This is a genomic window from Lentzea sp. NPDC004782 (assembly GCF_040609115.1).
Taxonomy (GTDB): domain Bacteria; phylum Actinomycetota; class Actinomycetes; order Mycobacteriales; family Pseudonocardiaceae; genus Lentzea.
In genome coordinates this window covers 1-15,177 of sequence record NZ_JBEXJN010000009.1, presented here as the reverse complement: position 1 = coordinate 15,177, position 15,177 = coordinate 1, and the positions used below count along the sequence as shown (strand labels likewise).

17 protein-coding genes are annotated in these 15,177 nt (G+C 69.5%); 8 read left to right on the top strand and 9 right to left on the bottom strand.

Going from position 1 to position 15,177, the window contains the following annotated elements:
* The gene (locus ABZV40_RS10640) at positions 1 to 1,197 is read left to right on the top strand and encodes an MFS transporter (RefSeq protein ID WP_355438375.1); all 1,197 of its coding nucleotides are present in this window, start codon (positions 1 to 3) and stop codon (positions 1,195 to 1,197) included.
* 240 nt (positions 1,198 to 1,437) lie between these two features.
* On the opposite strand, the gene ABZV40_RS10635 is transcribed toward ABZV40_RS10640, so the two are convergent.
* The gene (locus ABZV40_RS10635; RefSeq protein ID WP_355438373.1) at positions 1,438 to 1,569 is read right to left on the bottom strand and encodes a hypothetical protein; all 132 of its coding nucleotides are present in this window, start codon (positions 1,567 to 1,569) and stop codon (positions 1,438 to 1,440) included.
* A gap of 199 nt (positions 1,570 to 1,768) precedes the next feature.
* On the opposite strand from ABZV40_RS10635, the gene ABZV40_RS10630 reads away from it, so the two are divergent.
* Positions 1,769 to 2,965, top strand: a complete 1,197-nt coding sequence (locus ABZV40_RS10630; RefSeq protein WP_355438371.1) for a GGDEF domain-containing protein — start codon at positions 1,769 to 1,771, stop codon at positions 2,963 to 2,965.
* Here ABZV40_RS10630 and ABZV40_RS10625 read toward each other — a convergent pair.
* Complete coding sequence (locus tag ABZV40_RS10625) at positions 2,962 to 3,804, bottom strand: alpha/beta hydrolase (protein ID WP_355438369.1); 843 nt, start codon at positions 3,802 to 3,804, stop codon at positions 2,962 to 2,964. The two genes, ABZV40_RS10630 and ABZV40_RS10625, sit on opposite strands and share 4 nt — an antisense overlap.
* A gap of 10 nt (positions 3,805 to 3,814) precedes the next feature.
* Here ABZV40_RS10625 and ABZV40_RS10620 point away from each other — a divergent pair, with 10 nt between their 5' ends.
* A complete protein-coding gene (locus ABZV40_RS10620; RefSeq protein WP_355438771.1) occupies positions 3,815 to 4,285 on the top strand; it encodes a PPOX class F420-dependent oxidoreductase in 471 nt (156 codons plus the stop codon).
* Here the strand turns inward: ABZV40_RS10620 and ABZV40_RS10615 are convergent.
* The 3 genes from ABZV40_RS10615 to ABZV40_RS10605 form a co-directional block, all read right to left on the bottom strand.
* Positions 4,278 to 4,901 (bottom strand): VOC family protein, encoded by a 624-nt coding sequence (locus ABZV40_RS10615; protein WP_355438367.1) that lies wholly within the window; start codon positions 4,899 to 4,901, stop codon positions 4,278 to 4,280. The two genes, ABZV40_RS10620 and ABZV40_RS10615, sit on opposite strands and share 8 nt — an antisense overlap.
* A 16-nt stretch (positions 4,902 to 4,917) precedes the next feature.
* Positions 4,918 to 6,918, bottom strand: coding sequence for an EAL domain-containing protein (locus tag ABZV40_RS10610; RefSeq protein WP_355438365.1), 2,001 nt, complete (start codon positions 6,916 to 6,918; stop codon positions 4,918 to 4,920).
* 72 nt (positions 6,919 to 6,990) lie between these two features.
* Positions 6,991 to 7,332, bottom strand: coding sequence for a hypothetical protein (locus ABZV40_RS10605; RefSeq protein ID WP_030475304.1), 342 nt, complete (start codon positions 7,330 to 7,332; stop codon positions 6,991 to 6,993).
* Positions 7,333 to 7,693: 361 nt separating this feature from the next.
* On the opposite strand from ABZV40_RS10605, the gene ABZV40_RS10600 reads away from it, so the two are divergent.
* Both ABZV40_RS10600 and ABZV40_RS10595 read left to right on the top strand, forming a co-directional pair.
* On the top strand, positions 7,694 to 8,455 hold the full coding sequence (locus tag ABZV40_RS10600; protein WP_355438363.1) for a glycerophosphodiester phosphodiesterase: 762 nt from the start codon (positions 7,694 to 7,696) through the stop codon (positions 8,453 to 8,455).
* A 54-nt stretch (positions 8,456 to 8,509) separates the two neighbouring features.
* Positions 8,510 to 9,916 carry an MFS transporter gene (locus tag ABZV40_RS10595; RefSeq protein ID WP_355438361.1) on the top strand — a complete coding sequence of 469 codons (1,407 nt, stop codon included), beginning with the start codon at positions 8,510 to 8,512 and terminating at the stop codon, positions 9,914 to 9,916.
* Here the strand turns inward: ABZV40_RS10595 and ABZV40_RS10590 are convergent.
* Genes ABZV40_RS10590 through ABZV40_RS10580 form a run of 3 tightly spaced genes read right to left on the bottom strand, consistent with a single transcriptional unit; the run spans position 9,879 to position 11,976 of the window.
* The gene (locus tag ABZV40_RS10590; RefSeq protein WP_355438359.1) at positions 9,879 to 10,766 is read right to left on the bottom strand and encodes a hypothetical protein; all 888 of its coding nucleotides are present in this window, start codon (positions 10,764 to 10,766) and stop codon (positions 9,879 to 9,881) included. The two genes, ABZV40_RS10595 and ABZV40_RS10590, sit on opposite strands and share 38 nt — an antisense overlap.
* Complete coding sequence (locus tag ABZV40_RS10585) at positions 10,763 to 11,632, bottom strand: hypothetical protein (protein ID WP_355438357.1); 870 nt, start codon at positions 11,630 to 11,632, stop codon at positions 10,763 to 10,765. The genes ABZV40_RS10590 and ABZV40_RS10585 overlap by 4 nt, the downstream gene beginning before the upstream one ends.
* Complete coding sequence (locus ABZV40_RS10580; protein ID WP_355438355.1) at positions 11,629 to 11,976, bottom strand: PadR family transcriptional regulator; 348 nt, start codon at positions 11,974 to 11,976, stop codon at positions 11,629 to 11,631. Before ABZV40_RS10580 ends, ABZV40_RS10585 begins: the two co-directional genes overlap by 4 nt.
* 236 nt (positions 11,977 to 12,212) lie before the next feature.
* On the opposite strand from ABZV40_RS10580, the gene ABZV40_RS10575 reads away from it, so the two are divergent.
* Both ABZV40_RS10575 and ABZV40_RS10570 read left to right on the top strand, forming a co-directional pair.
* Complete coding sequence (locus ABZV40_RS10575) at positions 12,213 to 12,968, top strand: thymidine kinase (RefSeq protein WP_355438353.1); 756 nt, start codon at positions 12,213 to 12,215, stop codon at positions 12,966 to 12,968.
* Positions 12,969 to 13,206: 238 nt separating this feature from the next.
* Positions 13,207 to 13,551, top strand: a complete 345-nt coding sequence (locus tag ABZV40_RS10570; RefSeq protein ID WP_065919117.1) for an RNA polymerase-binding protein RbpA — start codon at positions 13,207 to 13,209, stop codon at positions 13,549 to 13,551.
* A gap of 101 nt (positions 13,552 to 13,652) precedes the next feature.
* On the opposite strand, the gene ABZV40_RS10565 is transcribed toward ABZV40_RS10570, so the two are convergent.
* Entirely contained in the window at positions 13,653 to 14,270 is a 618-nt protein-coding gene (locus tag ABZV40_RS10565; RefSeq protein WP_355438351.1) for a VTT domain-containing protein, read from the bottom strand.
* Between the two features lie 30 nt (positions 14,271 to 14,300).
* Here ABZV40_RS10565 and ABZV40_RS10560 point away from each other — a divergent pair.
* On the top strand, positions 14,301 to 15,177 hold an 877-nt coding region (locus tag ABZV40_RS10560), incomplete at its 3' end, for an aldo/keto reductase (RefSeq protein WP_355438349.1).

The window sequence follows — 15,177 nt, the reverse complement described above, 5'->3', positions numbered from 1 at the left end:
ATGCCCGGCTACCGCGAGCTCGCCCGCGACGGTGAGTTCCGCGCCCTGTTCACCGCGCACGTGGTGTCGGTGGCCGGGGACCAGTTCGCCCGGGTCGCGCTGACGGTGCACGTCTACGACCGCACCGCCAGCGCGGGCCTGACCGCGCTGACCTACGCGTTGACGTTCCTGCCGGACCTGGTCGGCGGGCCCCTGCTGTCGGGCCTGGCCGACCGGTTCGCGCGCAAAGAGGTGATGGTGGCCGCCGACCTCGCCCGCGCGGCCCTGCTGCTGGTGATGGCGGTGCCGCTGCTGCCGCTGTGGGCGCTGGCGGCGCTGCTGGTGCTGGTGCAGTTCGCGGGAGCGCCACACGGGGCGGCACGGGCGGCGTTGCTGCCGCAGATCCTGCCCGACCAGCGCTACCCGCTCGGGCAGGCGGTGCTGAGCACGCTGACGCAGGCCGCCCAGGTCGCCGGTTTCCTCACCGGCGGGGCGCTGGTCGCGTGGTGGGGGCCGAACCTGGTGCTGATGGCGGACGCGGTCACATTCGGCGTCTCGGCGTTCCTGGTGGGCTTGTTCCTGCTGGACCGGCCCGCTCCCCCACGCCCGCACGTGCGGGCGTGGCCTGCGGACCTGGTGGGCGGGGCCCGGCTGGTCTGGGACGACCGGCGGCTGCGCGCGCTGGTCGCACTGGCCTGCGTGTCGGGCTTCTACATCGTCGGCGAAGCGCTCGCCGCGCCCTACGCCGCACAGCTGGGCGCCGGGCCCGCCGCCGTGGGGATGATCTTCGCCGCCTACGCCGCCGGCACGGCGGCGGGCATGCTCGGGCTGGCCCGGTTGCCTTCTCCACGTGGGCTGCGGTTGATGCCGTGGCTGTGCGTCTTGTCGTGCGCGGTGTTGCTGCCGATGCAGTTCGCACCGGGGCTGGGCGCTGCGTTGACGTTGTTCGCGCTGTCCGGCCTGGCCAGCTCCTACCAGCTGCTGGCGAACACGGTGTTCATGCGGCTGGTGCCCAACGCGAGCCGCGGGCAGGCGTTCGGGCTGGCGGTGACGGCGTTGCGGGTGTCGCAGGGGGTGGGCATCGCCCTGGCGGGCGCGGCGGCCGAGTGGTGGCCTGTGCACCGGGTCGTGGCGGTGGCAGGGCTCGGAGGTGCGGTGGTGGCGGCGGGCGCGGCCTGGTCGTGGCGGCGGGCGGCGCGGTCAGGCGTCCAGATCTGACGCGGGTGACCGGCTCGAGGTCCGACGGCACGACCAGGCCGTGGTCGTCGCGGCTGCTGCTTCACCGAGGCCGTGGCCGCGCCCTCGTCCCACAACCGGCTCACGATCACCGACACGATCATCGCCCGAAGGTGCCGATTCACCCAGTGCGCGCCGGCCCGACGCCGCGCGAAGAGGCGTGGAGGGTGCCGGCGTGCACCCTCCACCGCCGCGCCGATGTGGACGGAGAGTCAACGCTCCCTAGACGGTCCAGTCCGTGCTCGCGAACGTCCAGTCGGTCGAATGGAACGTCCAGTCGGTGGACGACGCGAACGTCCAGTCGGTCGAGGTGGAGGCGAAGGTCCAGTCGGTGGACAGCGCGAGGTTCATCATGACCGTCTCCTTGGGAATGCGGGAGTTGCGAGGGGATGAGAAAACACGAGGACTACTCAGGGTGAGGTCCCCCACATGGAGCCACGACTTCGCGTGACCCGCTAGCTACAGTGGTTTGTTCCTGATGGTTTTCGGTGGGGGTGGCAGCGTGCCTTGGCTCGACCCGCGCCGGTGGAAGTTATGGTCCCTTCCTCCTGTCGTGCTGGCCTATGTCGTGACGACCGCCGTGGCGGCGACACTCGTCACGCTCGCAACCGCACGGCTTACCCCTGTCGAGCCACGCCACTGGGTCTGGTTCGCCGCACTCTCCGCAGCGGCGCTGGTTCACCTCGAAGCGGCGCGCGGCATCGAACGCATCCGCGAAATCTCCTCTGAGGGCGTCCCTCACGCGCAGATGCAGTCGGTGTGGCAGTTCGCTGGCGTGCTCGTTCTCCCGATGCCACTGGTCGTCCTGCTGGTCCTGGCCATCTACCTGCACGCGTGGCTGCGGGTCTACAAGCGCCGGGCGGTCCTTTACCGGAAACTGTTCTCCGCCGCCACTGTCGTACTTGGATGCGCCGCGGCGCAATGGGCGCTGGCCATGTTCTCCGCCTCAAACCCGTCCGACCTGGACGGACCACGTGGACTGCTCGCCCTCGTCGTCGCCGGGTTCCTGTACTGGTTCGTCAACTACGCCCTCGTCGTCGGCGCCATCGTCATGACGAACCCGGCCAACCCGATCCGCACCGCCCTGGGGCACGCCTCCGACGTGCTGATCGTGACCGCCTCGGTCGGCCTCGGCTCCGGATTCGCCATCATCGCCACCGCCCGGCCGTGGCTGTCGCCGATCCTGCTGCTCACCGTGCTCGCCCTGCACATGGGCCTGCTGCTGCCGCAATTCCGCGTCGCCGCCCGCACCGACTCCAAGACCGGCCTGGTCGACGCCACGTTCTGGCACGACGTCGCCGAACGCGAGATCGCCCGCGCCCGCCGCCTGGTCTCCACCGTCGGCGTGCTCATCCTCGACCTCGACCACTTCAAGCAGATCAACGACACCTACGGCCACCTCGCCGGCGACCGCGTCCTGCGCGCCGTCGCCGACGCGATCAAGCACGCCGTGCGCTCCTACGACCTCGTCGGCCGCTTCGGCGGCGAGGAGTTCGCCGTGCTGCTACCCGGAGTGGGCACCGACGAGGTGCGCGCCACCGCCGAACGCATCCGCTTCGACATCGCCCGCCTCGAGGCCGACGTCATCGACCGGTCCGGCCAGCCCCGTCTCATCAGCGGCCTGACCGCGTCCATCGGCGCCGCCGTCTTCCCCGACACCGCGACCGAGCTCAGCCCGCTGCTGCTGGCCGCCGACGAAGCGCTCTACCAGGCCAAGAACGCCGGCCGCGACCGCGTCGCCACGGCCTAGGCGTCCAGGAACGCCGCGACCTGCTCCGCGACCCGACCCGGATCCTCCACCCACGGGTAGTGCCCCACACCCTCATGCACGTACAGGGTGGCGTCCGGGAACAACGCCGCCAGCTCCGCACACCGCCGCACCGGCGAGATCGGGTCCTCGCCGCACGCGTACACCAGCACCGGATGACCGAAATCCATCAACGCCCGCCGCAACACACCCGGCACGAACGCGCCGTCGGCGTTGTACCCCAGCGCCACGTGGTACTTCCACTGCCCCAGCTCGGCATTCGCGTGCGCCTGCGCGCGCTCGTCCCACCGCGCGTACAGCAACGGCGAGGCGGCCACCCGGTTCTCCACCGAGTCGTCACCGGCGGCATTGCGCGCCAACGCGGCCGTGGCGGCCTCGAACCACGGCTCGTCCGCACGCGCCGCGAGAAACGCGTCCCAGTCGCTCTGCTCCGGCGACAGACCCACCGACCGCAACGCCGGAGTGAGCAGCACGAGCTTGCCGACGCGGTCCGGGAAGTCCGCCGCATACCCCATCGCGATCCCCGCACCCGCGGAATGCCCCAGCACGTCCACCACGTCCAGACCGAGATGACGGCGCAGCATCTCCACATCCCTGACCAGCATGTCCCGCCGATAGGTGAACGGATCCACCGGCTCGTCCGACTCACCGGTACCCCGGTTGTCCAGCACGAAAAGCCTGCGATGCGCCTCCAGCCCGCCCAGCGTCCCCAGATACTCGGACGCCCTGCCCGGACCGCCCGCGAGAACCACGAGCGGAACACCGTCACCCACTTCCCGGTAGGCGAGTTCCGTGCCGTCGAACGAGGTGAACCGTGCCATGCTGCACATCATGCCGAAGATCGCCACCGCCGACCTCGTCGACCGGCCGCAGCTGCTCGAGTTCCTCCGCACCCGCCACCACGGCGTCCTCATCACCCGCCGCACCACCACCGACGGCCTGCAGGTCTCCCCCGTCTCCTGCGGCGTCGACACGCAGGGCCGCATCGTCATCGCGACCTACCCGCAACGCGCCAAGGTCCGCAACGCCCGCCGCAACCCCGCCGTCACCCTCTGCGTTCTCTCCGACGACTGGGACGGCCCCTACGTCCAGATCGACGGCACCGCCGAAATCCTCGACCTGCCGGAAGCACTCGAGGACTTCGTCGAGTACTACCGCTGCATCGCAGGCGAACACCCCGACTGGGACGAATACCGCGCCGCCATGATCCGCCAGGGCAAAGCCCTCATCCGCATCACCATCGACAGCTGGGGCCCCGTCGCCACCGGCGGCTTCCCACCCGAGCTGGATGCCACTAGCTGACCCAGTTCCCGCCCCACCCCTTCGGGTGCTCCAGCAACGCACACCGACCACCGCGCGGGCCCTCGATCGACGCCGTCACCCCGACCGGCGCCGACTCGGGGCCCGACCACACCCGACCACCCAGCTCGGACACCCGCGCACACGCGGCCCCGACGTCATCCACGGCGAAAAACACCGTCCAACCCGAACCCGCACCCGCCACCGGACGCGGCTCACCGTGCCGCGACGACGTGAAAAGACCGGAACCACCCTCCGCCCGCGCGGCCTCCCAGCCCAACTCCCGCCGCCAGAACACCTCGTCATCGCCCGGCAGCACCACCCAGCACGGCTCACCGTGCCGAGGCGCCGGCGCCCACGGACCGTGCAACACCCGACCACTGTCCACAAAAGACCCAGCCGTCAGCTCACGCGGCTCGTCCCCACCGAAGAAAACCCGCCAACCCTCTTGCCCCGCAACAACCTGAGCCGCGAGCCGATCACCCACCCAGCCCGTGAAAGAACCACCCGGCTCGGCTATCACCGTCCAACCGAGCACAGCGGCGAAGAAGTCCACCGACAGCTCAGGCTCGGCAACGCTCAACTCAAGACGACGCAAACCACAAGACGACACGGGCATCCCATCAAGGCGGTGATCAGGAGCGCGCACCATCCTCTGCTCCGACCACCTGAGACGACAATGCGCCATTCGGCGGCATGCGCTCCGCGTTCACCACGTCACGCAACGGCACCGGCCTGCCCAGGTGAAAACCCTGCCCCACCCGCACGCCCAACCCACGCAGAACCTCCACCTGCGACGGCCGCTCCACCCACTCCGCCACCGACGACAAACCCAGCCCGTTCGCGATCTGCACGATCCCCGACACCAGCACCGCGTCCGCGTCGTTGGTCTCGATGCCCTTCACGAACTCACCGTCGATCTTGATCCCCGTGATCGGCAAATGCTTCAGGTGCACGAACGACCCGAACCCCGAACCGAAGTCGTCCAACGTGATCCGGCACCCGAAACTGCGCAGCTGCGTCGCCAGCGACACCGCCGCGTCCAAATTGGTCACCGCGGCCGTCTCCGTGATCTCCAGCCCCAACCGCCCCGGCGCCACCCCGGCCGAACCGAGCTTGTCGAGCACGAAACCACCGAAGTCCGGATCCTCCAACGTCCGCCCCGAAACGTTCACGTTGAACCGCAACCGCGAATCCGGCTGCGCCACCAACGCGTCGATCGCCGTCGACAACACCCACCGGTCGACCTCCAGAATCAGGTTCGACCGCTCCGCCACCGGAAGGAAATCCGCCGGACCCAGATAAGGCTCCTGCTGATCCTCCAACCGCAACAACAACTCATGACCCAACGTCGTCCCGGTCGCGAGCTCGACCATCGGCATCCCGTACAGCGCCAGACCATCCCCCGCCAGCGCCGCCCGCAGCCGGTCCAGCACACTCACCCGCTTCACCGTGTCCGCGTAGTGGTTCGGCTCGTACACCGTCACCCGGTCACGACCCGCCGCCTTCGACGCGTACAACGCCAGATCCGCGTTCGCCAGCACCAGCTCCCACGAGTCACCCGGCCCGAACTCCGCCAGCCCCGTGCTCACCGTGATCCGCGCCGGCGTCCCGATCCCCGCCAGCGGAAAACCCGCCACCGCCTCCTTCAGGTGGTCCGCCACACCCGACGCGTCCTCCAGCGACGCACCCGGCAGCACCACCGCGAACTCGTCACCACCCAGCCGCGCGATCAACCGGTCACCCAGCCGCGACTGCAACGCCGACGCCAGCATCCGCATCACCCGGTCACCCACCGCGTGACCCCGCAGATCGTTGACGTCCTTGAAGTTGTCCAGATCCAGCACCAGCAGCGCACCCGAACCGTTGTTCGCCAGCTGCTGCTCCAACGCCCGCGTCAAAGCCCGGCGATTCGGCAGACCCGTCAACGGATCCTGCTCCGCCATCCGCACCAGCTCGTCGTGCACCCGCGACGACTGCGTCACGTCGTGCGCCGTCCCCAACGCCCGCACCGGCGCGCCCGTCTCGTCGAGCTCCACCTCACCGAAACACTCGAACACCCGCTCCGCACCGTCCGGACGCAACATCCGATGCGTGTACGTGAACACCGAACCCGTCTTCAACGCCGCGTCCAGCGTCTCCTCGATCATCGGCAGATCGTCCGGGTGCACCAGCTGCGAGTACAGCTCGAAGTCGAACGCCATCCCCGGCGCGAACCCGAACATCTCCAGCAAGGTGTCCGACCACGTCACCCGGTCGTCCGAGATGGACCACTCCCACGTGCCCATCCGCCCCAACGCCTGCGCACGCCGCAACGCGTCCGCCTCCTGCGTCACCGTCAACTCACGATCACGCCACGCCGACACGTCCACGACCTCGTACATCAGGTCGTCACCCAGCTTCGAGCACCGCACCTCGAGCCACTTCGGACCCGGAGCCAGCACCTCCCGCGCCGGCGCGGGCACCTCGGGCACACCTGGAAGCAGCGCCGGCAACGACCGCCCGTACGCCTGCTCCACCGCAACACCGAGCACCACGCCCAACGCGCGGTTGCACCACAGCAGGTTCCCGCGCGCGTCCGTCACGGCATAGCCGACATCCGCCCGGTCCAGCACCGTGCGGCTAAAGGAGGTCACGCGCGTCATGATCGTCCGATCACCGGACGTAAGCAACCCGCTACGCCGGTCAGTTCGCTGATTTGCGAACGGCTACCGAAGCCGCTCCAAGCCCTTCGCCGACTCCACCAGCTCCGCGGCCAGCTTCCGCAGCTCCTCGTTCTCCGCCCCGTCCTGCGCCGCCGTCACCACGTCCTCCGCGGCACACCGCAGCTGGAACAACCTGTCCTGCAGATCCGCGAGCTCCGCGGTGGACAGCACCACCGCGTCCTCCGGCAGACCACCCCGCTGCAACGCCGCCCTGCGCTCGTACGCGCGCTGACGGCACGGCTGCGCACAGTACCGCCTCGGCCGGCCGATCCGCCCACTCCCCGGCAACCTCCGCCCGCACCACGCGCAGTGCCTGGGCTCATCCGCCTCCATGGAGCGCTCCATGGCGCGCGACGGTAGCGAATGGCGGCGGGTGGTCTCCAGCGACGCGCCAGAAAGCCCGACCTTCGTAGGGAACCGGACAGTACCCGTACGGCGATTGCTGTTGCTTTCGGGTGGGGTTTGGTCGTTCTGCCTTGACTGATCGCGCTTCAACGAACTCTCCCCACCACGGCACGGCTGAGCCACTTCGATGCCGAAATCCTCGCCGGGGTTCCTTGGCTTGTTTTGTTTTTTGCCTGTTTCGCGGATCTGGATGACCGGTGGGTTTGAATTTAGTCAACACTGAAGAAATAGAGACGAAGAAGAAAATGTCCCGCCACCCACTGTCCACCCCGAAGCCACGACCGGCAGGCACACTCAGGGCGTGACCCACCCGTACCTCGCAGGCCCGCACCCCCGAGCCTTCGCCCACCGCGGCTGGCACGTCGACGACCTCAGCGGCATGGAGAACTCGCTGAGCTCGTTCCGCCGCGCCGTGCAGGAGGGCTACCGCTACATCGAGACCGACGTGCACGCCACGTCCGACGGCGAGGTGGTGGTCCACCACGACCACACGCTCGAACGAACCACGGACGGCCAGGGGCGGGTCGCCGACCTGCCGTGGACCGAGGTGCGCCTGGCCCGCATCGGCGGACGCGAACCCGTCGCCCGGCTCGCCGACGTCCTCGAAGAACTGCCCGACACGTTCTTCAACATCGACGTCAAGGCCGACAACGCCGTCGAGCCGATCCTCGCCCTGCTGCGCAAAGCCAAGGCACTGCACCGGGTCTGCCTCGCCAGCTTCTCCGACAACCGCCTCGCCCGGCTGCGCCGCCGCGGCGGACCGCAACTGCTCACCTCCATGGGACCCTGCTCGGCCGGCGCGCTGTGGGCGGCGGGCCGCATCCCGTTCGCCGGACTGGCCGTACGCGGCCAGGTCGCCCAGGTGCCGGTGAGCCAGGGACCGCTCACCGTCGTCGACGCCCGGTTCGTCCAAGCCGCCCACCGCCGCGACCTCGAAGTGCACGTGTGGACGATCGACGACGAAGCCGACATGCGCGCACTGCTCGACCTCGGCGTCGACGGACTCGTCACCGACCGGCCCGACGTCCTGCGTGAAGTGCTCCGCTCACGCGGCACCTGGTAACAGGTTGGACAGTCGATCATCGGCTGTGTCGGCGGACAAGTACAGTCCGCCGACATGAAGGTCAAGGGCGACGACGCCGCCGACGCCAAGACAGCCCGCCGCCGCGAACAGCGCGGCTGGGTCTGGTACGACGTGGCGAACTCCGTGTTCCCCACGTCCGTGGTCACAGTCTTCTTCTCGCTGTACCTCACGAGCATCGCGAAGAACGCCGCCAAGGCCGACGCGGCCCTCAACGGCGCAAATCCCTGCGCGGGCGACAACGCGTTCGACCACTGCGACGTCACGTTCCTCGGGGCCCAGTTCCCCGCCGGATCGCTGTGGGGCTACCTGCTCTCGCTCGCCACGGTGATCCAGGTCGTGGTGCTGCCGATCATGGGCGCCATCGCCGACCGCACCCAGAACAAGAAGAAGATGCTCGCCTTCTTCGCCTTCACCGGGTCCGCCGCCACCGTCGCGCTCGCCGCCGTGCAGGGCACCAACTGGACCCTCGGCGTGCTGTTCTTCATCATCGCCAACATCGGCTACGGCGCCAGCGTCGTCGTCTACTACGCCTTCCTCCCGGAGATCGCGCCGCCCGACGAGCGCGACGCCCTGTCCAGCCGCGGCTGGGCCTTCGGTTACCTCGGCGGCGGTGTCGCGCTGGCGATCCAGCTCGCCATCACGCTGTCCGCGGACTCCCTCGGCATCACCGCCGCCGACGCGGCGCGCATCGCGTTCGTCATCTCCGGCGTGTGGTGGGCGGGCTTCACGTTCATCCCGCTCACCCGCCTCGCCCGGCACCAGCCACCGCACGGCACCGAGCACGGCGGCTCGGTGATCTCCGCGGGCTTCCGGGAACTCGGCACGACCCTCAAGCAGGCCAAGGCCTTCCCGCTCACACTCGCGTTCCTCGGCACGTACCTGATCTACACCGACGGCATCGCCACCGTCGCGAACGTCTCGGCGCAGTACGGCAGCGTCGAGCTGAAGTTCGAGCAGAAGACGCTGATCGCGGTGATCCTGATCGTCCAGTTCGTCGCGTTCGCCGGCGGCATCCTGCACGGCGTCGTCGCCAAGCGCATCGGCGCCAAGAAGACGATCCTCGGCTCGCTCGTGGTGTGGATCGTCGTCATCACCGCCGCGTTCTTCGTCAAGGCGGGCGACCAGATGCAGTTCTACCTCGTCTCGGCCGGCATCGGCATCGTGCTCGGCGGCACGAACGCCTTGTCCCGCAGCCTGTTCAGCCAGATGGTGCCGCCCGGCAGGGAAGCCCAGTACTTCTCCCTCTACGAGGTCGGCGAGCGCTCCACCAGCTGGCTCGGCCCGCTGGTGTTCGCCGGCGTCGGCCAGGCCACCGGCAGCCTCCGGCCCGCCATCATCTCGCTGATCATCTTCTTCGTCGCCGGCTTCGTCCTGCTGATCTTCGTGCCCGTCCGCCGGGCCATCAAGGCAGTCGGGAACCCAGAACCGACGCTCGTCTGACCGGGGCGGCGGCGCTGACCAGCCACAGCGCCGCCGTCACCACGACGAACCCCCTCCACTCCGGCGGACCGTCCACGTACGACACGACGAGCCCGCCCGCGAACAACACCGCGAAGATCGACAACGCCCGCCCCAGCGCCACCTCCCCGCGCACGTACGCGTAGATCCGCACGCCCAGCACCACCGCCGCGAGCACGGCATGACCGGTCCCCCACGTCAGCAGCTCCACCGCGCCGACCAGCACCGCCGCCCCGCTCCACCACAGCATCGGCCGCACCGGCGGCGTCGGCGCCTCCCGGTGGAAACCCAGGCACAGGCACACGAACGTCACCAGCGCCGGCAACTGCCACAACACGCTCGTGACACCCGCCGGACCGTCGTCCGTCAGCACATTGGCCAGCCACGGCACCAACGCCGCACCCGCCACGACCTTCGCCCACGTCCGATGGCCGCTCAACAGCAACCCGATCGCCACCAGCGGCGCGAAGTGGCTCACCGTCACCCACACCGGCGCCGGCACGAACTCGGGACTGCTCAGCTGCACGATCCGGCCGTAGACCGCGGGCACGACGAACGTCAGCCCCAGCAACAACCCCAGCACACCCAGCCACCGCACGACCTCCCCCAGCCGCACGGCGCTCACGGGCGCACTGGTGGCGGCCAGCCGCGTGCGGACCGCCAGACCCAGCATCGCGCCGGTCTCACCCCAGCCGGGCCAGCTGTGCTCCAGGTCGAGCTCGTCCGTCCGGTCGGCCAGGAACAGACCGACCATCTCCTCCTCGCGGTCCTGCCGGTACCACTCGGGCAGGACCTTCAGCAGCGCGCGGTACCGACGTTCCAGGTTGTTCACGCCCGCACCGCCCCGCGCACCGGGAGGACCGCGCCGAGCACCAGCAGCAGCTCCAGCACCACCGTCGGCACGACCAGCCCTCCCACCACCAGCCCTTCACCGGCGAGCACGAACGCGATCGGCACCAGCAGCAGCACGGCGAACAACGACAACGCCCGTCCGAACACCGCGTCCCCGCGCACGTACGCCACCACCCGCAACGCCACCGCGACCAGCACGATCGCCAGCAGGCCGCCACCGGCCGCCATTCCTCCGACGACGCCCAGCGCCAGCGCTCCCCCGCCCCACCACAGCAGCCTGCGCATCGGCGGCGTCGGCGCGTCGCGGTGGAAACCCAGACACAGCGCCACGAACGTGACGAGCGACGGCACCTGGAACACCGCCCACACCCAGACGTGCTGCGGCCACAGGTTGATCATCCCGGGCACCACGGCCACCGCCGCCGCCGTCTTGGCCGGCGTGCGCCAGCCGTTCAGCAACGCCAGGAACGCCACGACCGGCGCCAGGTCCAGCGCCCGCAGCCACGTCACCGTCGAGCCGGAGTACTCCACGCCGGACTGCACCGCGTTCGCGATCGACGCGCCCGCGTAGAAGATCCCGAGCAGCAGCCCGAGCATCCCCAGGGCGCGCACGATCTCACCGCGCCACATGACCTTCCCCGGCACGCCCGTGAGCGCCGCACCGGCCGCCAGGTGCGTGCGCACCGCGAGCCCGAGCACCGCACCGGTCTCACCCCAGCCCGGCCGGCCGTGCTCGTCGGTCCGGCCGGCCAGGAAGATCGCGGCCATCTCCTCCTCGCGGTCCTGCCGGTACCACTGGGGCAGGACCCTCAGCAGCCGACGGTAGCGCCGCTCCAGCTTGCTCACGCCCGGTTCGCCCACGGCAGGACACCCCTCCCCCTCAGCACCGCGGAGGCCGCCCGCACGTTCGCGCTCAGCCTCGCGACCTCCGCCTGCAACGCCCGCACCCCGGAGTCGGTGAGCTTGTAGTAGCGCCGCAGCCGCCCCTGGTGCACCTCCTCGCGGTCGCGCTCGGCGAGCCCGTCCGCCACCAGCCGGTCCAGCACCCCGTACAGCGTGCCCACCCGCAGCACCATCCGTCCCTCGGACAGCTCCTCCACCGCCTGCACGATCGCGTAACCGTGCAACGGCTCCTCCGCGAGCGCGGTGAGCACGAGGAACGCCTGCTCGGACATGACCCGACCACTCATGTCGTTGAATATATCGTGGCGCGAGCTATAGCGGGAAGCGAGTTATCGGAGTTGCCCTGATTTCAGCCAGCACTGCAGTTATCGAGGTATTCGATCCAGGTTCATGTTTCGGCGGCCTGCGCAGTGGCTATGCCTGCGCCACCGGATCCGCGGCTGAGCCGAGGGGACGCACGATGGGCAGGGATACGCCGTGGGGGTTCTTGTTGATCAGGGGTCAGGCACTAGGGTGACCCGCCGTGGACGCCCTCCCCGATCCGACAGATGCCCTCTCCGCTGTACCTGTCGCGGGTTCCCGACGGTCGACTCCGGTGGTGGGCCACCTGAAGTTCTTCTTCGGCCCCATGGACTGCGGCAAGTCGACGCTCGCGCTGCAGATCGACCACAACAACTCGCGACAGGGCCGTCGCGGGCTGCTGCTGGTGCGTCACGACCGGTCCGGACGGCCGCAGATCTCGAGCCGCATCGGCATCACGCGGGAGGCCGCGGAGATCCGCGACGACGATCTCCGCCAGTTGGTGCGCGCGGAGTGGGCGGCGGGGCAGCGGGTGGACTACCTGATCGTCGACGAGGCGCAGTTCCTCTCCCCCGCCCAGGTCGAACAGCTGGCGGAGCTCGCGGACGACGTCCAGGTCGACGTGTACTGCTTCGGGCTGGCCACGGACTTCCGCGGCGAGATGTTCCCCGGCTCGCAGCGGCTCTTCGAACTGGCCGACGAGCTGAAGGCCATCCAGGTCGAGGTGCTGTGCTGGTGCGGGGTGCCGGGACGGTTCAACGCGCGGGTGCGGGCCGGTCGGGTGATTCGCGCCGGGGACACGGTACTCGTCGCGGACACGGTTTCGGATACGGAACAGCACCGATCGGGTACAGAGAGCAACGGTGTAACCGATACCACGGAAACTACTGTGCGCTACCAAGTGCTCTGCCGGCGTCACTTCCGGTTGGGTGACCTAGGCCCTGACGTCGCACAAAGTGGCCAACTGCGGTTGGCCTAGGCGGTTACCCACAGGGTTGGCTAGGCCATTAGAGTGAGGCATGAGCGCAGTAGCTTGATAACGCGTCACGATCCTGTGGCGATCGCATCCATTAGTAGGAAGCCTTCGTTGACGAGTGAACGACGTCACTGTGGGCGACCATGAGAGCGAACCGGAAACAAACGGAGCAATCCGGGCGTTGCACACGGTGAGCAAGAAGCCTGGGCCCCGGCCCTGAGCCGAGCGAAAGGACACCGCCATGGCCGACCGCGTTTTGCGTGGCAGCCGGCTCGGAGCAGTCAGCTACGAGACCGACCGCAACCACGATCTCGCTCCGCGCCGGGCAGCGCGGTACGCCTGCCCGAAGGGACACGACTTCGAGGTCCCGTTCTCCGACGACGCCGAGTTGCCGCCGACCTGGGAATGCCGGCTGCACGGAACCGAGTCGAAGATCATCGACGGCGTCGAGCCGGAGGTGAAGAAGATCAAGCCGCCGCGCACGCACTGGGACATGCTCCTGGAGCGCCGGTCGATCCCCGAGCTCGAGGAGCTGCTCGACGAGCGTCTCGAAGAGCTGCGCGGACGCCGCACCCGCACGGCCTGACCTGCCGGGGAAGCCCCAGACGCTTCAAGCCGTCCCGGTCTCCCGCCGGGACGGCTTTTGCGTGCGCTTCTTCGAAGCGCGGAAGCGGCGTCAGAACGGCGTCAGGTCTGCCGGCTGGTGCGCACCAGCACCCTGCCCCACCACAGCCCGGCCGCCGCCAGCACCGCCCAGACCGACAGCGCCACGATCGACCGCGGCGACCCGAGGTCGCTGAACGCGTCCCCCAGCACCGCGGCCAGCACGGTCGACGGCACGAGTCCCAGCGCCGTGCCGAGCGTGAAGTGCGCCGCCTTCACCGACGTGACGCCCGCGCCGTAGTTGGCCAGCGTGAACGGCAGGACCGGCAGCAGCCTGATCACCAGCGTCGCCTCGACGCCTCTTCTGGCGAAGACCTCTTCGAGCGTGCCCAGCCGCTCCCCCAGTCGCGCCGCGACCTCGTCCCGGCCGAGCAGGCGGGCGATGCCGAACGCGATCATCGCGCCCGCGGTGAACCCGGCGATCGCGACGACGCTCCCCCACGTGACGCCGAACAGCAGCCCCGCGGCCGTGGCGAGCACCGGTTTCGGGAAGAACACCGCGGTGCCGAGCGCGCAGACGCCCGTGAACACCACCGGTCCGAGCCGTCGGAGTGCCTCGACGTCCGGGAGGTCGACGAGCTGGGCCGCGGCCGCGAGAGTGACCACGAGCAGCACCAGGACGATGAGGCCCGCGCGTCGCATCAGCCCACCGTACCCGGCATCCTGGGACGCATGACTGTCGCGCTGCCGTCCGGTTCGGTCATCCCCGCGCTCGGCATGGGCACGTGGATGATGGCCGAGGACCCCGCCCGGCGGGCCGACGAGATCGCGGCCCTGCGCGCGGGCCTCGACCTCGGCCTGACGTTGATCGACACGGCCGAGATGTACGGGTCCGGAGCCGCCGAGACGCTCGTCGGCGAGGCCGTCCGCGGCCGCCGCGCCGAGGTCTTCCTCGTGTCGAAGGTGCTGCCGTCCAACGCCTCCGCGGTTGGCACCGTGCGTGCCTGTGAAGCCAGTCTGCGGCGTCTCGGGACCGACTACCTCGACCTGTACCTGTTGCACTGGCGCGGCAGCGTGCCGCTCTTCCGGACGGTGGACGCGTTCTCGACGCTGATGGCGTCCGGCAAGATCCGGCATTGGGGCGTCAGCAACTTCGACCTGGCAGACATGCGCGAGCTCACGGCGTTGCCGGGCTTCTGCCAGACCAACCAGATCCTCTACAACCTGTCGCGGCGCGGGCCGGAGCACGACCTGCTGCCGTGGCACGCCTCGTGCGGGATGCCGGTCATGGCCTACTCCCCCGTCGAGCAGGGGCGGCTGCTGGGCTCGCCGGTGCTGGCGTCGGTCGCTGCCCGGCACTCCGCCACGCCCGCCCAGGTGGCGCTGGCGTGGGTGCTGCGGCTGCCGTACGTGAACGCGATTCCCAAGGCGGGGACGGTGGCGCACGTGCGGGAGAACGCGGCGGCGCTGTCGTTGCGGCTGTCCTCTGAGGACCTCGCGGAGCTCGACCGCGCCTTCAAAAGTGTAGTCATTGCACTTTTTAAGTCGATGCGGTTTCATCGAAGGCATGACCACACCACGCATCGCCATCGCAGGGGCCGGGCTCGGC